General features: G+C 64.7%; 16 protein-coding genes and 1 pseudogene. 8 read left to right on the top strand and 9 right to left on the bottom strand.

Annotated elements, in window-relative coordinates; all coding sequences use genetic code 11:
- Positions 1-75: 75 nt before the first annotated feature.
- The 8 genes and pseudogenes from AC1D75_RS15470 to AC1D75_RS15505 form a co-directional block, all read right to left on the bottom strand.
- Positions 76-2,259, bottom strand: coding sequence for a malate synthase G (locus tag AC1D75_RS15470; RefSeq protein ID WP_495516217.1), 2,184 nt, complete (start codon positions 2,257-2,259; stop codon positions 76-78).
- Positions 2,260-2,358: 99 nt separating this feature from the next.
- Positions 2,359-3,267 carry a 3-methyladenine DNA glycosylase gene (locus AC1D75_RS15475; protein ID WP_495516218.1) on the bottom strand — a complete coding sequence of 303 codons (909 nt, stop codon included), beginning with the start codon at positions 3,265-3,267 and terminating at the stop codon, positions 2,359-2,361.
- Positions 3,264-4,340: a hemolysin family protein gene (locus tag AC1D75_RS15480; protein WP_495516219.1), complete on the bottom strand. Its 1,077-nt coding sequence runs from the start codon at positions 4,338-4,340 to the stop codon at positions 3,264-3,266. The genes AC1D75_RS15475 and AC1D75_RS15480 overlap by 4 nt, the downstream gene beginning before the upstream one ends.
- A complete protein-coding gene (locus AC1D75_RS15485; protein WP_495516220.1) occupies positions 4,333-5,724 on the bottom strand; it encodes a hemolysin family protein in 1,392 nt (463 codons plus the stop codon). Before AC1D75_RS15485 ends, AC1D75_RS15480 begins: the two co-directional genes overlap by 8 nt.
- A 115-nt stretch (positions 5,725-5,839) precedes the next feature.
- Positions 5,840-7,281, bottom strand: a pseudogene (gene guaB1 / locus AC1D75_RS15490) (GMP reductase).
- Between the two features lie 122 nt (positions 7,282-7,403).
- On the bottom strand, positions 7,404-8,846 hold the full coding sequence (gene gnd, locus AC1D75_RS15495) for an NADP-dependent phosphogluconate dehydrogenase (protein ID WP_495516221.1): 1,443 nt from the start codon (positions 8,844-8,846) through the stop codon (positions 7,404-7,406).
- Between the two features lie 98 nt (positions 8,847-8,944).
- Complete coding sequence (locus AC1D75_RS15500) at positions 8,945-9,892, bottom strand: M56 family metallopeptidase (RefSeq protein WP_495516222.1); 948 nt, start codon at positions 9,890-9,892, stop codon at positions 8,945-8,947.
- Positions 9,893-9,904: 12 nt separating this feature from the next.
- The gene (locus tag AC1D75_RS15505) at positions 9,905-10,321 is read right to left on the bottom strand and encodes a BlaI/MecI/CopY family transcriptional regulator (RefSeq protein ID WP_495516893.1); all 417 of its coding nucleotides are present in this window, start codon (positions 10,319-10,321) and stop codon (positions 9,905-9,907) included.
- 318 nt (positions 10,322-10,639) lie between these two features.
- Here AC1D75_RS15505 and AC1D75_RS15510 point away from each other — a divergent pair, with 318 nt between their 5' ends.
- The 8 genes from AC1D75_RS15510 to AC1D75_RS15545 all read left to right on the top strand — a co-directional run bounded on the left by AC1D75_RS15510 (position 10,640) and on the right by AC1D75_RS15545 (position 17,112).
- Positions 10,640-11,071, top strand: coding sequence for a PaaI family thioesterase (locus tag AC1D75_RS15510; protein WP_495516223.1), 432 nt, complete (start codon positions 10,640-10,642; stop codon positions 11,069-11,071).
- An 8-nt stretch (positions 11,072-11,079) separates the two neighbouring features.
- Positions 11,080-12,339, top strand: a complete 1,260-nt coding sequence (locus AC1D75_RS15515; protein ID WP_495516224.1) for a DUF6986 family protein — start codon at positions 11,080-11,082, stop codon at positions 12,337-12,339.
- A gap of 273 nt (positions 12,340-12,612) precedes the next feature.
- A complete protein-coding gene (locus tag AC1D75_RS15520) occupies positions 12,613-12,915 on the top strand; it encodes an urease subunit gamma (protein ID WP_495516225.1) in 303 nt (100 codons plus the stop codon).
- A gap of 8 nt (positions 12,916-12,923) precedes the next feature.
- The gene (locus AC1D75_RS15525) at positions 12,924-13,253 is read left to right on the top strand and encodes an urease subunit beta (RefSeq protein WP_495516894.1); all 330 of its coding nucleotides are present in this window, start codon (positions 12,924-12,926) and stop codon (positions 13,251-13,253) included.
- Complete coding sequence (locus tag AC1D75_RS15530) at positions 13,253-14,974, top strand: urease subunit alpha (RefSeq protein WP_495516226.1); 1,722 nt, start codon at positions 13,253-13,255, stop codon at positions 14,972-14,974. The genes AC1D75_RS15525 and AC1D75_RS15530 overlap by 1 nt, the downstream gene beginning before the upstream one ends.
- Positions 14,974-15,636 carry an urease accessory protein UreF gene (locus AC1D75_RS15535; protein ID WP_495516227.1) on the top strand — a complete coding sequence of 221 codons (663 nt, stop codon included), beginning with the start codon at positions 14,974-14,976 and terminating at the stop codon, positions 15,634-15,636. Before AC1D75_RS15530 ends, AC1D75_RS15535 begins: the two co-directional genes overlap by 1 nt.
- 107 nt (positions 15,637-15,743) lie before the next feature.
- On the top strand, positions 15,744-16,421 hold the full coding sequence (gene ureG, locus AC1D75_RS15540) for an urease accessory protein UreG (RefSeq protein WP_495516228.1): 678 nt from the start codon (positions 15,744-15,746) through the stop codon (positions 16,419-16,421).
- A 10-nt stretch (positions 16,422-16,431) separates the two neighbouring features.
- Positions 16,432-17,112: an urease accessory protein UreD gene (locus AC1D75_RS15545; protein ID WP_495516229.1), complete on the top strand. Its 681-nt coding sequence runs from the start codon at positions 16,432-16,434 to the stop codon at positions 17,110-17,112.
- Between the two features lies 1 nt (position 17,113).
- Here AC1D75_RS15545 and AC1D75_RS15550 read toward each other — a convergent pair whose 3' ends face one another.
- On the bottom strand, positions 17,114-18,640 hold the full coding sequence (locus AC1D75_RS15550; protein WP_495516230.1) for an NAD(P)/FAD-dependent oxidoreductase: 1,527 nt from the start codon (positions 18,638-18,640) through the stop codon (positions 17,114-17,116).
- Positions 18,641-18,764: the final 124 nt, after the last annotated feature.

An 18,764-nucleotide genomic window follows, 5' to 3' on the forward strand; every position in this document is an offset into this window, starting at 1 on the left:
TGCGCTGTTGTTCGTGCGACAGGTCACACAGCGGGTGGGCCGTGCAGATGACCCGGCTGATGATCAGCCGAACCGTCAGGCGTTCGCCGCCTTGAACTCGCGGCGACGACGATGCAGGATCGGCTCGGTGTAGCCGTTCGGCTGCGAGCCACCTTCGATGATGAGCTCCTTGGCGGCACCGAACGCGATGTTCGAGGCGAAATCCGGAGCCATCGGCCGGTACGTCGGATCCCCGGCGTTCTGCTGATCGACAACCGGTGCCATCCGCTCGAGCGCGGCAACAACATCGGACTCGGTGACGATGCCGTGGTGCAGCCAGTTGGCCAGCAACTGGCTGGAAATCCGCAGAGTGGCACGGTCTTCCATCAGTGCGATGTCGTGGATGTCCGGCACCTTCGAGCAACCGACACCGGCATCGATCCAGCGGACGACGTAGCCCAGGATCGACTGGCAGTTGTTGTCGAGCTCTTCGAGCTTCTCTTCGTCCGACCAGTTGGTGTTCGGGGCGAGCGGGATGGTCAGGATGTCGTCGACCGACGCCGGCTCACGCTTGGCGAGCTCGTCCTGGCGCTTGAACACGTCGACCTGGTGGTAATGCAACGCGTGCAGGGTGGCCGCGGTTGGCGACGGCACCCATGCCGTGTTGGCCCCGGCCTTCGGATGGCCGATCTTCTGCTCGAGCATGTCGGCCATCAGATCGGGCATGGCCCACATGCCCTTGCCGATCTGCGCCTTGTGTTGCAGACCTGCATGCAGACCGGTGTCGACGTTGAAGTCCTCGTAGGCCTTGATCCACTTCTGCGACTTCATCTCTGCCTTGCGCACCACGGCGCCGGCTTCCATCGAGGTGTGGATCTCGTCGCCGGTGCGGTCGAGGAATCCGGTGTTGATGAAGACCACACGGTCCTGAGCGGCCTTGATGCAGGCCTTCAGGTTCACGGTGGTGCGACGCTCTTCGTCCATGATGCCGACCTTCAGCGTGCCGGTTGGCAGGCCGAGGACCTCTTCGACGCGGCCGAAGAGTTCGACCGTGAACGCGACCTCATCGGGGCCGTGCATCTTGGGCTTGACGATGTAGATCGACCCGGTCCGCGAGTTCTGCAATGGGTGGGTCTGCATGCCGTGGGTGCCGATGAGCGCGGTGAACAGGGCATCGAGGATACCTTCGGGAACCTCGGAACCGTCGGCGGTGATGACGGCATCGTTGGTCATCAGGTGACCGACGTTGCGCACGAACAACAGTGAGCGTCCGTGCAGGAGAAGGCCGGAACCGTCGGGTGCGGTGTACGCGCGATCCTGGTTGAGGACGCGGGTGAAACTCTTGCCGCCCTTGGTGACCTCTTCGGACAGATCGCCCTTGTTGAGGCCGAGCCAGTTGCGGTAGCCGGTCACCTTGTCGTCGGCGTCGACCGCGGCAACCGAATCCTCGAAGTCCATGATGGTGGTGATGGCCGATTCGACCAGCACGTCCTTGACGCCAGCAGCGTCGGTCGAGCCGATCGGGGAGTCGGCGTCGATCTGGATCTCCAGGTGTAGGCCGTTGTGGCGCAGCAGGATTCCGGACGGCTGCGCCGCCTCGCCGGTGTACCCGACAAACGCTGCCTGGTCGGCGAAGCCGGTGGACGCGCCGCCGGCCAGGCTGACCACAACGGTCTCACCGTCGACCACGTACGACGTGGCGTCGGCGTGCTTGCCGTTTTCGAGGGGAACGGCCTCGTCGAGGAAGTTCTTGGCGAACGCGATGACCTTGTCGCCGCGGATCTTGTTGTACGAGGTGCCCTTTTCGGCGCCGTCGGCCTCGGGGATGGCATCGGTGCCATACAGCGCGTCGTAGAGCGAACCCCAGCGCGCGTTGGATGCGTTCAGCGCAAACCGGGCGTTGAGGATCGGGACCACGAGCTGGGGTCCGGCGGTGGTGGTGATCTCGATGTCCACGCCGGTGGTGGTGATCTGGAAATCGGCGGGAACCGGTGTGAGGTAACCGATGTCGGTCAGGAACGCCTTGTAGGCGGCGAAGTCGAAGTCGGCCGGGGTGGCCGCCTTGTTGTCGCGGTGCCACTGATCGATCTTGGCCTGGAGGTCGTCGCGGATCGCCAGGAGTTCGGCGTTGCGCGGGCCCAGGTCGTTGATCACTGCCGCCGCGCCCGACCAGAACGCATCCTGATCTACTCCGGTGCCTGGCAGGGCCTCGTTGTTGATGAAGTCGTACAGAACCGACGCAACCTGCAAGCCGCCGTCGACGGTGACGCGCTGAGCCATAACCGGCCTCACTCTCTTTCGATCAAGGGCACTGATGCCGCATATGTTACTCGCTGGTAAGTAGTGGATCGAGGCGGGGAGAATCATCTGCCCCGCAGATCAGTTGTGACCGGTCCGCCCGGTCAGGCGGCGGCACCGTTCGATCAGGTCGGTGCGTAGTCCCTGGGCCCGACGTGCGAGCTCAGACTGCACGCGGACGTACTCCGCCCGTCCCGCCGGTTCCTCGATCGGAATCGGCGCCATGCCGAACTCTGACAGGTCGTACGGGCTTGCCCGCATGTCGATCTCGCGATGCTGTAGCGACAAATCGAATGCGTCGGCGACGATGTCCGACGGGAGCAGAGGTGCCAGTTTGTATGACCACTTGTAGAGGTCCATGCCGGCGTGCAGACAGCCTGGTTGTTCGAACTCGGGCTGTGTATGACGATTTAACACTGTGAGGTTCAGTGGCCTTGCAGGCGGGGTGAAGAACCGGAAGGCATCGAAGTGGGTGCAGCGAGGCGGTTGCGACCGGACCACGTCATCGGTCTCGGCAGGGCTCAGCCGCAACGGAACCCCGGCATGTCGGATCTGTTCGGGTGATGCCTGATAGACCATCGCCCACTCGTGCATCCCGAAGCAGTTCAGGCGAGGCGTCCGGTCGGCGGTGGCCGAGAGCAGATCGACGATGTAGTCGAGCGTCTCGCGGCGTTTGTCGAGGAAGTCGCGGCCGACGGTGACGAGGTCTGCACTTCGGACGTAACCGCGGTAATCGAGGTATCGCCGCGAGCCCCGGCCGTCCAGTCCGACCCCGTACCCGGGGTGCCAACGACGTAGCTGCGCAGGCCGGAAGCTGTAGTACGTGAACATGAAACCCCACACCGGATGCACCACATCACCTGCTTCGGGATCGGTGTACCGCGGTGGATGGCTTCGCAGGAGATCATCGATTCGGCTGCGGTGCTCGGCGGCCGTGGCCTGCCATTGCGACTCGAGGAGTCGGTCCACGAGCACTCCGGGTGCGGTCATACCCGGTGTGTCTCGTCGCGCACCGTCCCGACGAACTCCTCGACGAGGTCCTCGAGGGCAACCACCGCGACCGTGCGGCCGTTGTCGTCGACCACCGCGGCCAGATGCGAGCTCGTGCGGCGCATGGCGTTGGTGGCCTCGTCGAGTGCGGTCTTGTCGGCCAGCACCGGCAACGGATGGATCTTGTCGACACCGATGATGCTGTCGGGACCGACGGCGTCGTCGAGGATCTCGTCGAGCACGTCCTTCAGATGCAGATATCCGGTGTAGGTGCCATCGGTTCCGCGGACCGGGTAGCGGCTGAATCCGGTGTCGATGACGGCCTGCTCGATCGAACCGAGGGTGGGCCCGACGCGTCCGGTTTTCGGATCTGCGGTGACCTGCACGCTACGGAGCTCGATGAGCGGGATCGCGACCTCGAGGACGGTGCGGCCCGACGTCTGGAGTGCACGGGTGAGCCGGGCGTGTTCCTCTTCGTCGATCAGACCCTCGCGTCGGGACTCGCCGAGCATCTGCGCGAGTTCATTCGCCGAGACCGTGGAGTCGAGTTCGTCCTTCGGCTCGACCCGCAGCAGACGCAGCGACAGGTTGGCCACCCAGTTGTAGAACGCGATCAACGGCCGGGCGAGCTTGATGAACATGAGATGGGCGGGGACCAGGAGCATGGCCGATCGCTCCGGGCCTGCCAACGCAAGATTTTTCGGGACCATCTCGCCGAGGAGGATGTGCAGCACAACAACCAGCGACAGCGCCAGGGTGAACGAGATCGGGTGTAGGAGTTCGTGCGGAACGTGGACGAGTTCCAGCGGCTTTTCGATCAGGTGCGCAATCGCGGGCTCGCCGATCCGGCCGAGCAGGATCGAGCAGATGGTGATGCCCAATTGCGCTGCGGCCAGCATCAGCGAAAGGTGCTCGCCGGCTTCGATCACCGTGCGGGCACGACGTTTACCCTGCTCTTCCAGGGCTTCGAGACGGTCACGCCGCGCGGAGATCAGCGAGAACTCCGCGCCGACGAAGAAGGCGTTGCCGGCCAGCAACAGCACGGTGAGCACGACGCCCCACAGATCACTCATCGGTTGCCTCCGGCTCGTCGGATTCCGGTTGCGGGGTGACCGCCACGGTGTCGATGCGGCGACCGTCCATCCGCACCACGCGGGCACGCCAACGCTGTTCGGGCTCGTGCTCGGAGGAGTCGTCGTCATCGTCGGTTCCGGTGTAGCGGACCGGGAGGTCGACGATGTCGCCTTCGCGGGCGATCCGGCCGAGCTCGAACATCAACAGACCACCGAGGGTGTCGTATTGGCCCTCGGGTGCGCGATAGCCGATCGCATCGAGGAGTTCATCGATGCGGAGCAAACCGTTGAGGAGATACCCGTCACCGTCCCGCTGGACGTCGGCCTCTTCGTCGTCGTGTTCGTCGGTGACGTCACCGACGATCTCCTCGATGAGGTCCTCGGTGGTGACGATGCCTGCCGTGCCGCCGTACTCGTCGACCACAACGACAACCTGGAGGCCGTCGGCGCGGATCTGATCCATCAGCGAGTCTCCGTCGAGACTCGCCGGGACAACCGAGACCGCGCGGGCCAGCGTGTGCAATTCGGTGGTGCTGCGCTGGGACATCGGTACGGTGAACGCCTGTTTGACGTGGACGACGCCACTGATGTTGTCGAGGTCGCCGCCGTCGAGCACCGGGAACCGGGAATATCCCGTACGCGACGACGCCAGGATCAGATCGCGAACGGTGTCGTGGATGTCGAGTGTCTCGACGGTGACACGTGGTGTCATCAGGTCTTCCGCGGTGAGGGTGCCGAATTGCAGCGATCGATCGACCAGTGCGGCGGTACCAGGGTCGAGTGCACCCTGACGAGCCGAATTGCGAACCAGCGATCCGAGTTCCTGCGGTGATCGGGCCGACCGCAGTTCCTCCGCGGGCTCGACGCCCAACCGGCGGACCAACCAGTTGGCGGTGCCGTTGAGTGTGTTGATCAACCACCGGAACGTCGCCGAGAACAAGCTCATCGACCCGGCCGTGGCACGTGCGGTCGGCAACGGCTTGGAGATCGCAAGGTTCTTGGGGATGAGCTCGCCGAGCACCATCGACAGCGACGTCGCGATGACGAGCGCCAGGATCAGTGAGGTCGCCACCGCAGCGCTGTCGGGGATTCCGATCAGTTCGAACAGCGGCTCGAAGAGCTGCGCGAGAACCGGTTCGGCGATGTAGCCGGTGATCAGGGTGGTGATGGTGATACCTAGCTGGGCGCCGGAGAGCTGGAACGACAGCGTTTTGTGTGCCCGGCTGACCTGCCGCGAACGAAGGTCGCCCCTGGTCCGGACGTCGTTCTCGACGGTGGACCGTTCGAGCGCCGTGAGTGAGAACTCGGCCGCGACGAACAGTGCGGTACCCAGGGTGAGGGCGATGAAGCCGAGCAGACTGCCGATCAGGATCAGCGCTTGCATCAACGATCACCGCTGTGGGTGACGTCTCGAGGTGCCATGGGCACCAATCCGGCCTCCAAACTCAGGGGGAGCAGGCGAGTGATGATCGCCTGGATGTCGATTCGATCCTATCGGGTCACCAGCCCGCGGGCAGGGGCCGTCCTTCTGCGAAGCCGGCCGCTGACTGAACACCGAGGACCACTTTCTCGTGCAGTTCCTCGAGCGAGCGTGCGCCCACATACGTTGCCGTCGACCGGATACCTGAGCAGATGTGGTCGATCAGGTCCTCGACACCGGGCCGTTCGGGGTCCAGCGCGATCCGCGAAGTGGAGATACCTTCGTCGAACAACGCCTTGCGGGCGCGGTCGAATGAGGTGTTGATCGCGGTGCGCGCGGCGACCGCACGCTTGGAGGCCATACCGAAGCTCTCCTTGTAGGGCAGTCCGGTTTGATCCCATTTCAATTCGCCGGGGCTCTCGTGGGTTCCGGCAAACCACGAGCCGACCATCGCATTCGATGCTCCGGCAGCCACCGCCAATGCCACATCCCGTGGATGTCGAACACCGCCGTCGGCCCACACGTGGGCACCTGATTCTCTTGCCGCAGCAGCACATTCGGCAACTGCCGAGAACTGTGGTCGGCCGACCCCGGTCATCATGCGGGTGGTGCACATCGCGCCGGGTCCGACACCGACCTTGACGATGTCCGCCCCTGCAGAGATCAGGTCGCGGGTTCCCTGTGCCGTCACCACGTTGCCCGCGCAGATGGGTACGCCGAGGTTGGCGTCCGCGATCTGTTCGAGGACGACGAGCATCTTTTCCTGATGGCCATGTGCGGTGTCGACGACGATGAGATCGGCCCCTGCCTGCACCAGCGAGATCGCCTTGCCGCGGGCGTCTCCGTTGACGCCGACCGCGGCGGCGACCCGCAAGCGGCCGTTGGCGTCGAGGTTGGGCTCGTAGATGCCGGCGCGTACGGCTCCGATGCGGGTCAGAACACCCGCCAGTGAGCCGTCGGCCTCGGTGAGCACCAGCAGATCGGAATGCGTGGCATCGAGCAGCTCGAAAAGTTCACGGGGCGGCGTCGCCACCGGCGCCGACACGAAGTCGGGGTCGAGGACCTCGGTCAGCCGAGCGAAACGGTCGACATCGGCACAGGATGCTTCGGTGACCACGCCGATCGGGGTCGCGGCGTCGGAACCGAGTACCACCACGGCGCCGTGGGCACGTTTGGGCAGCAGCGCCACCGCATCGGAGATCGCAGCATCGGCGCCCAGGACAACCGGGGTGTCCGCGACGAGGTGGCGTCCTTTGACAAAGGAGATCATGTCCGCGGCCGCGGTGATGGGCAGATCCTGTGGCAGCACGACCAAGCCACCGCGGCGGGCGACGGTCTCTGCCATCCGGCGTCCGGCCACAGCCGTCATATTGGCGACAACCAGCGGATGGTGGTGCCGGAACCATCGACGGAAGAAAGGTCGACGTCGAATCGTGACGCGATGTCCGAGCGACCGGGCACCACGAAGACGTCGTCGTACGTCAGGTCATGGCCGGGGAGGTGATCATCGAGGAATCGCACGTATGTCAACTCTACGCAAGATCGGGCACGACCACCGCAAACGCGCCACCTGTACGAAGACGCTCCACAAATATGTGGAGCGTCTTCGTGTTTCTGGAGCGTTTGGCTCTGGCCAGGTGAGATCAGGCCTGGATCTCGGTGCGGCCTTCGCTCCAGAGGGTGTGGAATGCGCCCTCTTTGTCGACACGCTGGTAGGTGTGCGCACCGAAGAAGTCACGCAGTCCCTGTGTCAGGGCGGCGGGCAGCCGCTCGGCGCGCAGCGCGTCGTAGTACGACAGCGACGACGAGAAGGCCGGGACCGGGATGCCCATGGTGGTCGCGGTGGCAACCACCTCTCGCCAGCTGTCGACGGCGTTCTCGACCGCTTCGCGGAAGTACGGCGCCAGCAGCAGGCTCGGCAGTTCGGGGTTCTCGGCGTAGGCCTCGCGGATGCGATTGAGGAACTTGGCCCGGATGATGCAGCCGCCCCGCCAGATGGTGGCGAGGTCACCGGGGTGAACGTTCCAGCCGTATTCGTTGCTGCCTGCGGCGATCTGATCGAAGCCCTGCGCGTAGGCGACGACCTTGGAGGCGTACAGCGCGCGGTTGATGGCGTCGACGAACTTCTTCTTGTCGGTGGGGGCGGCCGAGAGGGTTCCCGACGCCAGTCCTTGCGCCTGCTTGCGCTGGGCGGTGGCGCTCGACAGCGCGCGGGCGAAAACGGCCTCGGCGATTCCGGTGGTCGGGATGCCCAGATCAAGTGCGGACTTCACGGTCCAGCGGCCGGTGCCCTTCTGGCCTGCGGCGTCGACGATGACGTCGACGAGTGGTTTGCCGGTCTCGGCGTCGACCTGGCTGAGCACCTCCGCGGTGATCTCGACGAGGTAGCTGTCGAGGTCGCCGGAGTTCCACTCGCGGAACACGTCGGCGATTTCGCTGACCGGCATGTCGAGTGCCTTGCGCATGAGGTCGTAGGCCTCACCGATGAGCTGCATGTCGGCGTACTCGATGCCGTTGTGGACCATCTTCACGAAGTGGCCGGACCCGTCCGGGCCGATGTGGGTGCAGCAGGGCTCGCCGTCGACGTGCGCGGAGATCGACTCCAGGAGCGGGCCGAGAGACTTGTACGACTCGACGGGACCACCGGGCATGATCGAGGGACCGTTGAGTGCGCCTTCTTCACCGCCCGAGATGCCGGCGCCGACGAAGTTCAGGCCACGTGCGGACATGGCGGCTTCGCGACGAATCGTGTCGGTGTAGAGCGAGTTTCCACCATCGATGATGATGTCGCCCTTTTCCATCAGGCCTGCGAGCTCTTCGATCACGGCATCGGTGGGGTCGCCTGCCTTGACCATGATCAGCACGCGCCGCGGTTTCTGTAGCGCACCGACGAACTCTGCCATCGTCTCGGTGCGGACGAAATCACCTTCGGTGCCGTATTTCTCGACAAGGGCATCGGTTTTGGCGATGCTGCGGTTGTGAAGAGCCACGGTATGACCGTGACGGGCGAAGTTGCGGGCGATGTTGGAACCCATCACCGCAAGGCCGGTGACCCCGATTTGGGCGCGAGCAGCTGAATCAGTCATTGGTACACCATATGACGAAGGAAACGATGACGAAGGTCGGAGGTCCCGGCAGCGCCCGGATCACCCCATTTTCGCCGGCTTCGGTCGTTTGCGGTGTGTCAGCTCTCGATGAGGCGGCGCAGTTCGTTGAGCCAGGGAATCGCGACGGCGAGGGTGGGCAGGACCAGAATCGCAGCCGCCACGACGTACGCAACGGCTGAGATCAATATCGTCGGGCGGGTGTCGGAGAGGCGTTTGACCCGTGCGAGCGTGGTCGGACCGCCGATCGCCATGGCGCCGCTCGGCGCGACCGAATCTGCGCAGGCCACCAGGGCCCGGCCGAGCTGTTTGCGACCGGTGGTTCGGATGGCGGAGTCGTCAGCGAGGAGTTCGACCAGAAGTTGCACCGCACCCAGGGCCGACCGACTGCGGACAAAGCGCGGGAAGGCGTCGTGGACGGCGATGAACGCTTCGAGGATCAGGTCGTGGCGAGCGCGCAGATGTGCGCGTTCGTGACTGATGACGGCTTCGAGTTCGTCGCGGGTCAGACGTGCGACCGTGCCCTCGCTGAGGACAACACGCTGTCGGAGGCCGGGCAGGCAGTAGGCCATCGGTTGATCGACCTCGAGCATCCGGACGTCGCGAGCGCTCAGTGGGCTGTCGGGTGCGGACCGATCCATCCGGTCGAGCAGGTCGATCAGCTGGCGGTGGGCAGACCGGCGGGCGCGGGTGCGCATGGAAACGCGAATGACGCTGTAGATCAGGCGCGCGCCGACGAAGAGGGTGAGCAGGAAAACCGTGACATAGATGGTCCAGAGAACAATGCCCAGACTCGCCACTTCCTCGATCGGGTTGGCGATGGGTCGACCCTGCTCATCGAGGGTCAGCATGTTGGAGGCGATGGCCAGACCGCAACTGAACGCGGACAGCACGGCCGCGAGCGCGATCGATTGCCATAAAGCCATGGCAGCGCGCGGTGCACGAAGAGGCCACTGGGCAGCGGCGAGCCAGCTCGGAGCCGGCCACACCAGGATCACAGCGACGATCCCGAACACTAACGCGTTCACAACAAGGTGTTCCTACTGGTCAGTGAGGCGGTGAGGCTCGCGGTCTGTTCCACGTGCCGATTCCAATTCGTCGAGGGCGCGTCGCAATGCATCTGCCTCGTCTGCGCCGACTCGTCCCACAAACGATACAAGGGCGGCCTGACGTGAACCTGCTTCGTCGGCCTCGCTGAGCGCGTCGACCATCAGACTGGCCACGAGGTGCTCCCGTGGATGCGTTGCGGAGTAGCGGTGCGCGCGGTCGTCGCGGAGTTGTGTGACCAGATGCTTCTTGGCCAATCGTTGCAGCACGGTCATCACCGTCGTGTAGGCCAGTTCGCGGTCGGCAGAGAGCGCCGCGTGTACCTGACGCACCGTTTGTGGCTCGTCCGACGACCACAAATTGTCCATGATGACTCGCTCGAGTTCACCCAACCCGTTCATTCTTCTCACTTTACTTTTCTTCTCATCAATCAGCTCAACGCCCATCTCCATAATTTTTCTCCCGAGACGCTTGACACATTGGTAAGGCTAGCCTACATTCTTATTTACGAGGACCGCGCGAGCGTCCTGAGGGCTGCAGAGACCCCCGGTCCACGCCACAGCAGGCCCCACCGACAAGGTGGGGCCTGCTGTGTTTTCGGGACATGATGGCGAGCACCGAAAGTGGGGCGGCGAACCCTCCGGGGCAGCCGCGGCCGAACTTTGACAAACTTGAGGGCGCATCGCTGCGTCCTCGAAGCGCGGCCCGTCGTAGAGGAGATCTGTTCCGTGACAGAGACCACCGATCCCAGCTCGTTCGATCCGACCAGCTGGACGGCCCGAGGGTTCGACGCCGAACTGGGACTTCACTACGTCGAGGCGAACGCCGACGGCGTTTCGGCGCAGTTCACGATCACCGACAAGCTCCTGCAGCCGTTCGGGATCGTCCACGGCGGCGTCTACTGCTCGGTGATCGAATCGGTGGCGAGCATGTCGGGCCAGGTGTGGTTGAACGCCAACGTCTCCGCTCAGGGGCACGTGGTTGGTGTCAACAACAGCACGGACTTCTTGCGTGCGGTGACAACCGGGGCGATGACCGCGAAGTCGAAGCCCATCCACCGGGGTCGGCGCCAGCAGTTGTGGGAGGTCGACATCTCCGACGAGAACGGAAAGCTGATCGCGCAGGGACGCGTCCGGCTCCAGAACATCACTGAAGGCTGAGGCAACCCATGACCGAGGCGAGTCGACCGACCCACATCGGGATGTCGCAACCGGCGCGGGAGCGTATCGATGCGGTGCTCGGCGCCGTCGATGCCGAACTGGATCGGGATTTCGCGGGCGACCGCCTACTGCAGCAGCAGCCGGCCCATACCGTCTACATCGGCGCGGCCGACGTGGAGATCGACACGCCGGCGGCCTGGGGTGCCGAAGCGCTTCGAATTGCCGATGGTGCGCAGGCGATCCTGGCAGATCTGGATGAACACGGCGTGATGCCCCTCGTCCGTGATCGCCTGGCAATCCGGCCGATCGAGGATTTGCGGATCGACCTCGAGGACGGCTACGGATGGCGTCCCGATGACGTCGAGGACCAACATGCCCGCGCTGCAGGACAAACCCTCGCCCGCTGGGCGGCTGCGGGAGACGCCGCACCTCGCGTCTTCGGCGTTCGATGCAAGGGCCTGGGTGTCGCCGAACGGCCTCGCGGGCTGCGGTCGCTGGAGATGGTGCTGGACAGTGCCGGGGGCGTTCCGGCTGGTTTCGTGTTCACCGTGCCGAAGTTGCGGCACGCGGCGCAGGTCGATGCGGTGCTCATGATCTGCGAGGAACTCGAACGGGCGCACGGGTTGCCGACGGGGGTGCTCCGGTTCGAATTGCAGATCGAGAGCCCGCAGGCGGTCCTGGGTGCCGATGGGCGGGCGACCGTTGCGGACGCGCTCCATCGTGGTGGTGAGCGGTTGACCGGATTGCACTATGGCACCTACGACTACAGCGCAGCGTGCGGCATCGTCTCGGCGCAGCAGTCGCTCGAGCATCCGGTTGCTGACCATGCCAAGGCGGTCATGCTGGTGGCGGCGGCACAGACGGGCGTGTGGGTGTCCGATGGCTCCACCCAGATCGCGCCGGTGGGCGCACCCGAGGTGGTCGAGGCGGCGCTGCGTAGGCATCACCGGCTCGTGACCCGCGGGCTGGAACACGGCATCTATCAGGGCTGGGATATGCACCCCGGTCACCTGGTGACGCGTTGGCTCGCGGTGTTTGCGTTCTTCCGCCAGGCGATGCCGCCCGCGGCGACGCGATTGCAGGCGTATTTCGACCGGCAGAGTTCGGAGTTCATCGACGAGCCGGCCACAGCGCAGTCGCTGGCCCTTGTGATCCTGCGCGGACTCGCAGCCGGTGCCTTCACCGAAGCCGACGTTCTCGCCGTCGGTTCGCGATGTTCGGCCGATGCGCTGGCGGCACTACGCCAAAGTGGTGGCGTGCTGCGCTGACCGGCAAGGCCACGGTCGAGATCCTCGCCGGTGGGTGTCACGGCACCGAACCCCTTGCACCGCCGTCGATTTCGTGGGGCGTCGCGTGCGGAGTCGGACGTTGCGGCCTGGAGGCCCGAACGCCCTGATCCGAGGCGTCGACAACCTTCCGGGCCTGCGCGTGACCGGCCTTGAAAGTGCGTGGATGAAATGCTCGACGCGCCGCCCAAAGGTCTGCGTGGCAGTATGTGTCGGACATACTTGTCCGTCGGCTGTGTCATCGAGGAGGAAACCGTGCGTCTGTCGCCGCATGAACAAGAGCGACTGATGATCTCGTACGCGGCCGATCTTGCCCGCAGGCGACAGGGACGCGGCCTGCTCCTCAATCACCCCGAGTCGGTTGCGGTCATCACCGATCACATTCTCGAAGGCGCTCGCGACGGTCGGTCGGTTGCCGAGTTGATGTCCTCGGGTCGCGAGGTGCTGACGCGCGCACAGGTCATGGACGGCATCCCCGAGATGCTGCACGACGTCCAGGTCGAGGCCACATTCCCGGACGGTACCAAACTCGTCACCGTCCACAATCCGATTTCGTGACAGGATCGATGATGGCTGAGCAAAACCTGATACCAGGTGAAATACTCTGTGCCCCAGGCGAGATCATCCTCAACGAGGGTGCTGACGTGCTCGAGGTCGTGGTGGTCAACAGCGGCGACCGTCCGGTGCAGGTCGGTAGTCACGTGCATTTTGTGCAGTCCAATGCCGCCCTCGATTTCGATCGCGACATCGCGTTCGGCCGTCGGCTGAACATTCCCGCAGGCACCGCCGTTCGGTTCGAGCCGGGACTTTCGGCAACTGTCGAGCTGGTCCCGATCGCCGGAACGCGGGAAGTCCATGGAATCTCGTCGAACCCGCCAGGAAGGCTGGACGCCTGATGGCATCGTTGAGTCGTGAGCGCTACGCCGAGCTGTACGGCCCCACGGTCGGCGACCGGATCCGGCTGGCCGACACCAACCTGCTGATCGAGGTCACCGAGGATCGCTGCGGTGGTCCAGGGCGCGCGGGCGAAGAAGCGGTCTTCGGTGGTGGAAAGGTCATCCGCGAGTCGATGGGGCAAGGACGTGCGACACGTGCCGAAGGTGCCCCCGATACGGTGATCACCGGCGTCGTCATCCTCGACCACTGGGGAATCATCAAGGCGGACCTGGGAATTCGTGACGGACGTATCGTCGCACTCGGCAAAGCGGGCAACCCTGACACGATGGACGGCGTACACCCCGACCTCGTGATCGGCCCGTCGACCGAGATCATCGCAGGCAACGGCAAGATCATCACAGCCGGCGGTATCGACTGCCACGTGCACTTCATCTGCCCGCAGATCATGGACGAGGCACTCGGCAACGGCATCACCACCTTGATCGGTGGTGGCACCGGACCGGCGGAAGGCAGCAAGGCGACAACCGTCACGCCAGGTGCCTGGCACCTGGCCTCGATGTTGTCGGCCACCGATCACTGGCCGCTGAACATCGTGCTGCTCGGCAAGGGCAATACGGTCAGCCTGGAGTCGATGCGCGAGCAATTGCGCGCCGGTGCTTCGGGTTTCAAACTCCACGAAGACTGGGGCAGCACCCCGGCGGCCATCGACGCCTGTCTTCGCATCGCCGATGAATCCGGTGTCCAGGTGGCACTGCACTCCGACACCCTCAACGAGGCCGGGTTCGTCGAGGAGACCGTCGCGGCGATCGCCGGACGCGGAATCCACGCGTATCACACCGAAGGCGCCGGTGGCGGGCATGCGCCGGACATCATCACGGTGGCGTCCTACGCGAACGTCCTGCCCAGTTCCACGAATCCGACGCGGCCGCACACGGTCAACACCCTCGACGAACACCTCGACATGCTGATGGTCTGTCACCATCTCAATCCCAGTGTCCCCGAGGATCTTGCGTTCGCAGAGAGCCGGATCCGGCCATCGACCATTGCCGCCGAGGATCTGCTGCACGACATGGGGGCGATCTCGATGATCGGTTCCGATGCGCAGGCGATGGGCCGGATCGGTGAGGTGGTCCTGAGAACCTGGCAGAGCGCGCACGTCATGAAGGCGCGGCGCGGTTCGTTGGCGGGGGATGGGGCCGCGGACAATCACCGAGCCCGGCGGTACGTGGCCAAGTACACGATCTGCCCTGCCGTGGCCCATGGTCTGGACGACGAAATCGGTTCGATCGAGGTAGGGAAGCTCGCCGATCTGGTCCTGTGGGAGCCTGCGTTCTTCGGTGTCCGGCCGCATGCGGTGATCAAGGGTGGCGCGATCGCGTGGGCCGCCATGGGTGATGCCAACGCGTCGATCCCGACGCCGCAACCGGTGTTGCCAAGGGCCATGTTCGGTGCGTCCGCGCGTGTCGCGGCTGCGACGTCGTTGAGTTTTGTTGCGCCACAGGCGATCGAGGACGGGCTCCCGGATCGACTGGGCCTCGACCGCCGACTGGTGCCGGTGAAGAATGTGCGTCATATCGGTAAGGCCGATATGCCCGGCAACAGTGCGCAACCAGAGATCCGCGTCGACCCGGACACGTTCACCGTCACCATCGACGGCGAGGTCTGGGATCAGCAGCCCGCGAGCGCCCTGCCGATGGCTCAGCGATACTTCATGTTCTGATGACCTCACCCGAGAGTCTTTCAGCCACCAGGCATCTGGGAATGCTGTTGACCCTGGCCGACTCACGACTGCCGGTGGGTGGTCACGTCCACTCCGGCGGACTCGAGGAGGCGATCAGTTCCGGATCGGTTCGCGACCTCGACAGCCTCCGCGACTTCCTGGTGCGCCGGGTCAGTACCGCCGGTCTTGTCGCGGCATCGATCACCGCTGCCGTGGTCGCCGGCACCATCGACGTTGCGCAGGCCGAGGTGGAGGCTGATGCACGCACGCCGTCCGCTGCGGCCAGACGGGCCTCGCGCGCACAGGGGCGTGGCATGCTGCGTCTGGGCAAAAAGGTATGGCCCCAGCAGGATTGGAGTCTGCTCCCGGCACGTCCGCATCTCCCGGTGGTGAGCGGTCAGGTCGCGCGGGCGGCCGGATTGAACCCGCATGAGAGTGCGATGGTGCTCATCTACACAACCATGACGGGATCTGCGACAGCTGGTCAGCGGTTGCTGGCGCTCGATCCCGGCGACGTCGCCCTGTTGGGTGTGCAGCTGACGGAGCTGTGTGAGCAGACGGCGGCGCAGGCTGCGCAAGGGCTCGCCGACCTATCCGATCCATTTCTTGATGTACTCGCTCAGCGGCACGAACTCCGGCCGATGCCGCTCTTCGCGTCATGACCGGCACCCGATAGACCGCCCCATCACGCAGCAGACAACCACGACGCAGCAGACAACCACGACGCAGCAGACAACCACCACGCAGCAGACAAAAAGGGAGACAGCTCTTGCCACCGCATCTGATCGACGGAGCGCCGCATACGCACGACCATGCCCGGCCGAAACGGAATCGGGTGCCGGGCGAGGCACTGCGCATCGGCATCGGCGGCCCCGTCGGCTCCGGTAAGACCGCACTGGTTGCCGCACTGTGCAGGCAGTTGCGAGACGAGTTGTCTCTGGCGGTGTTGACCAACGACATCTACACCACCGAGGACGCCGATTTCTTGCGTCGCAACGCCGTACTGCCGGACGAGCGGATCACCGCGGTCCAGACCGGCGGGTGCCCGCACACCGCCATCCGCGACGACATCACCGCGAACCTCGACGCCATCGACGACCTGGTCGAGGCCAACCCACCGCTCGATCTCATCCTCGTCGAATCCGGCGGCGACAACCTCACCGCGACATTCTCGACCGGTCTGATCGACGCCCAGATCTTTGTGGTGGACGTGGCAGGCGGCGACAAGGTGCCGCGCAAAGGTGGTCCCGGCGTGACGTTCTCGGATCTGTTGGTCGTCAACAAGACCGATCTCGCGCCGATGGTCGGCGCAAACCTCCAGGTGATGCGCGACGACGCCGAGCGGGTGCGGGAAGGTCGCCCGACGGTTCTGATCTCGCTGACCGACGATCCGGCCGCGACCGATGTACTGCGCTGGGTCCGGGAGCAGTTGGCCGCGGCGCTCTGACCTGTCTTCGATGCATACCGAGGTATATCTCGAGACCGCGAAAGGGCGATCTCCGCGCATCCGGGCCAACGGCGGTCTGGCTGCACGTCAGACCGGCGTCGACGTGTTGCACCTGATCTCGACGGCTGCGACGCCGCTCGGCGGGGACACCATCGACATCCATGTGGACGTCGCGTGCGGGTCGCGGCTGACGTTGTTCAGCGTGGCTGCCACGTTGGCACTACCGAGTCGCGGCGAGCCGCGGTCGCAGCTGAACTGGCACATCAGCGTGGCCGATGGCGCCGAGTTGGTGATCGATCCGCTACCGACGATCGTCGCGGCGCATGCCGTCCATCAAAGCAATACGACGGTGTCGATCGCCGGATCGGGGACGGTCCGGATCTGTGAACGTGTGCAGATCGGCCGGTTCGGTGAGGACGACGGTGCCTGGTCCGGGCGATTGAGCGCTGATGTCGACGGCACCGCGGCAGTTCGGCACCAACTGCGACTCGGCAAGACCACCCACGACCGACTGGGAGCACCGGCCGTGCTGATCAATGAATTCTGCTATCCCGATGATCGCGCAGATGTGGTCCATCCCACCGCGGCGGCCACCCGATTGCGGCCGGCTGCCGGGGGGAGTCTGACCACGGTGCTCGCCGACACGATGCCCTCCGCGGAGCGTCTTGCCGGCGAGCTGGCGGCCTGCTGAACTAGCTGGCGGCCGGTTTGGCGTCGCCTTCGGACGGGCCCGAAGCTTTCGTGCCTTCGGGCGTGCCCGATGTTTTTGTATCTGTCACCTTGCTGTCTGTGGCGGGCACCGGATCGGACAGAACCGGCTTGCTGTTGGGCGGTCCGGCGACATCGTCGCTCTTGTTCTGAGCCTTTTCCAGCTGGGCCAGGCGGTCGAGCGCGTTGCGGGCAAGCGTCTGCTGCTCGGTGATCGTGAGCTGCGACCGGCCCCTGGTCATGAAGGCGAACGACCAGTCGACAATCGTGTTCAGGCGACTCCGGAATCCGACGATGTACACCAGGTGCAGCAGCAACCAGCCGAGCCAGGCGAAGAAGCCCTCGGTCTCGATGTTCTTCTTGAACCCTGGTACCGGGACGGACGCGACTGCGCTGAACTTCGAGATCGTGGCCATCGATCCCTTGTCCCAGTACTTGAACGGTTCGCGTTCTTCGGGCGTCTTGCCTGCGAGCCCGGCCTTGATGGCGTCGGCGGCGTACTTGCCGCCCTGGATCGCGCCCTGCGCCATGCCCGGAACGTCCTCGACCGACATCATGTCGCCGACGACGAAGACGTTCGGGTTGCCCGGAATCGAGAGGTCGGGCAGCACCTTGACGCGGCCTGCGCGGTCGAGTTCGACGCCGCTCTGCTCGGAAAGCTGTTTGCCGAGCGGGCTGGCCGCGACACCGGCCGACCACACCTTGCACTGCGATTCGATGCGTCGGGTGGTGCCGTCTTTCTCCTTGACCAGCAAACCGTCGTAGTCGAGGTCGACGACCATCGCGTTGAGCTGGATCTCAACACCCATGCTTTCCAGGCGTTTGGCGGCCTTGGTGCCCAGATTGGCGCCCATCGGCGGGAGGACGGCCGGAGCCGCGTCGAGCAGGATCACCCGGGATTCGGTGGGGTCGATGTTCCGGAAGGCGCCCTTGAGTGTCTTGTTGCTCATCTCGGAGATCTGCCCGGCCAATTCGACACCGGTCGGCCCCGCTCCGATGACGACAAACGTCAGCAGCCGGGCCCGTTCCTCATGGTCGTCGGACAGTTCGGCCTGTTCAAAGGCGCCCAGGATGCGACCGCGCAGTTCGAGGGCGTCGTCGATGGTCTTCATACCCGGTGCGAACTGCGAGAAGTGATCGTTGCCGAAGTACGACTGATCAGCACCGGCCGCGATGATCAGACTGTCGAACGGGGTTTCGGTGATGCGTTCGAGGAGGCGTGAGGTCACCACCTTGTTCTCGAGGTCGATCTTCTCGACGTTGCCCATCAGAACCTTGGCGTTCGCCTGTTTGCGCAGGATGACGCGGGTGGCGGGAGCGATCTCACCTTCGGAGATGATGCCGGTCGCGACCTGATAGAGCATCGGCTGGAAGAGATGGTGGGTGGTGCGCGCGATCAAGGTGACGTCGACATCGGCCTTCTTCAGGTGCTGAGTCGAGAACAATCCGCCGAAGCCGGAGCCGATGACCACCACCTTGTGCCGGGTCGAAACTGCAGTCTCCTTGCTCATGACCATCTCCTGTCAATTGGCGAATTGCGGCCGGGATCTCTGGGGAGTGGTGGGATCCGCACCATGCCTACGGTAGTTGGTGGCCGGGGTTTGGTCGCGCCAAGGTGCAACCCGACCGCATCGT

The sequence above is a fragment of the Williamsia sp. Y712 genome (assembly GCF_059445525.1).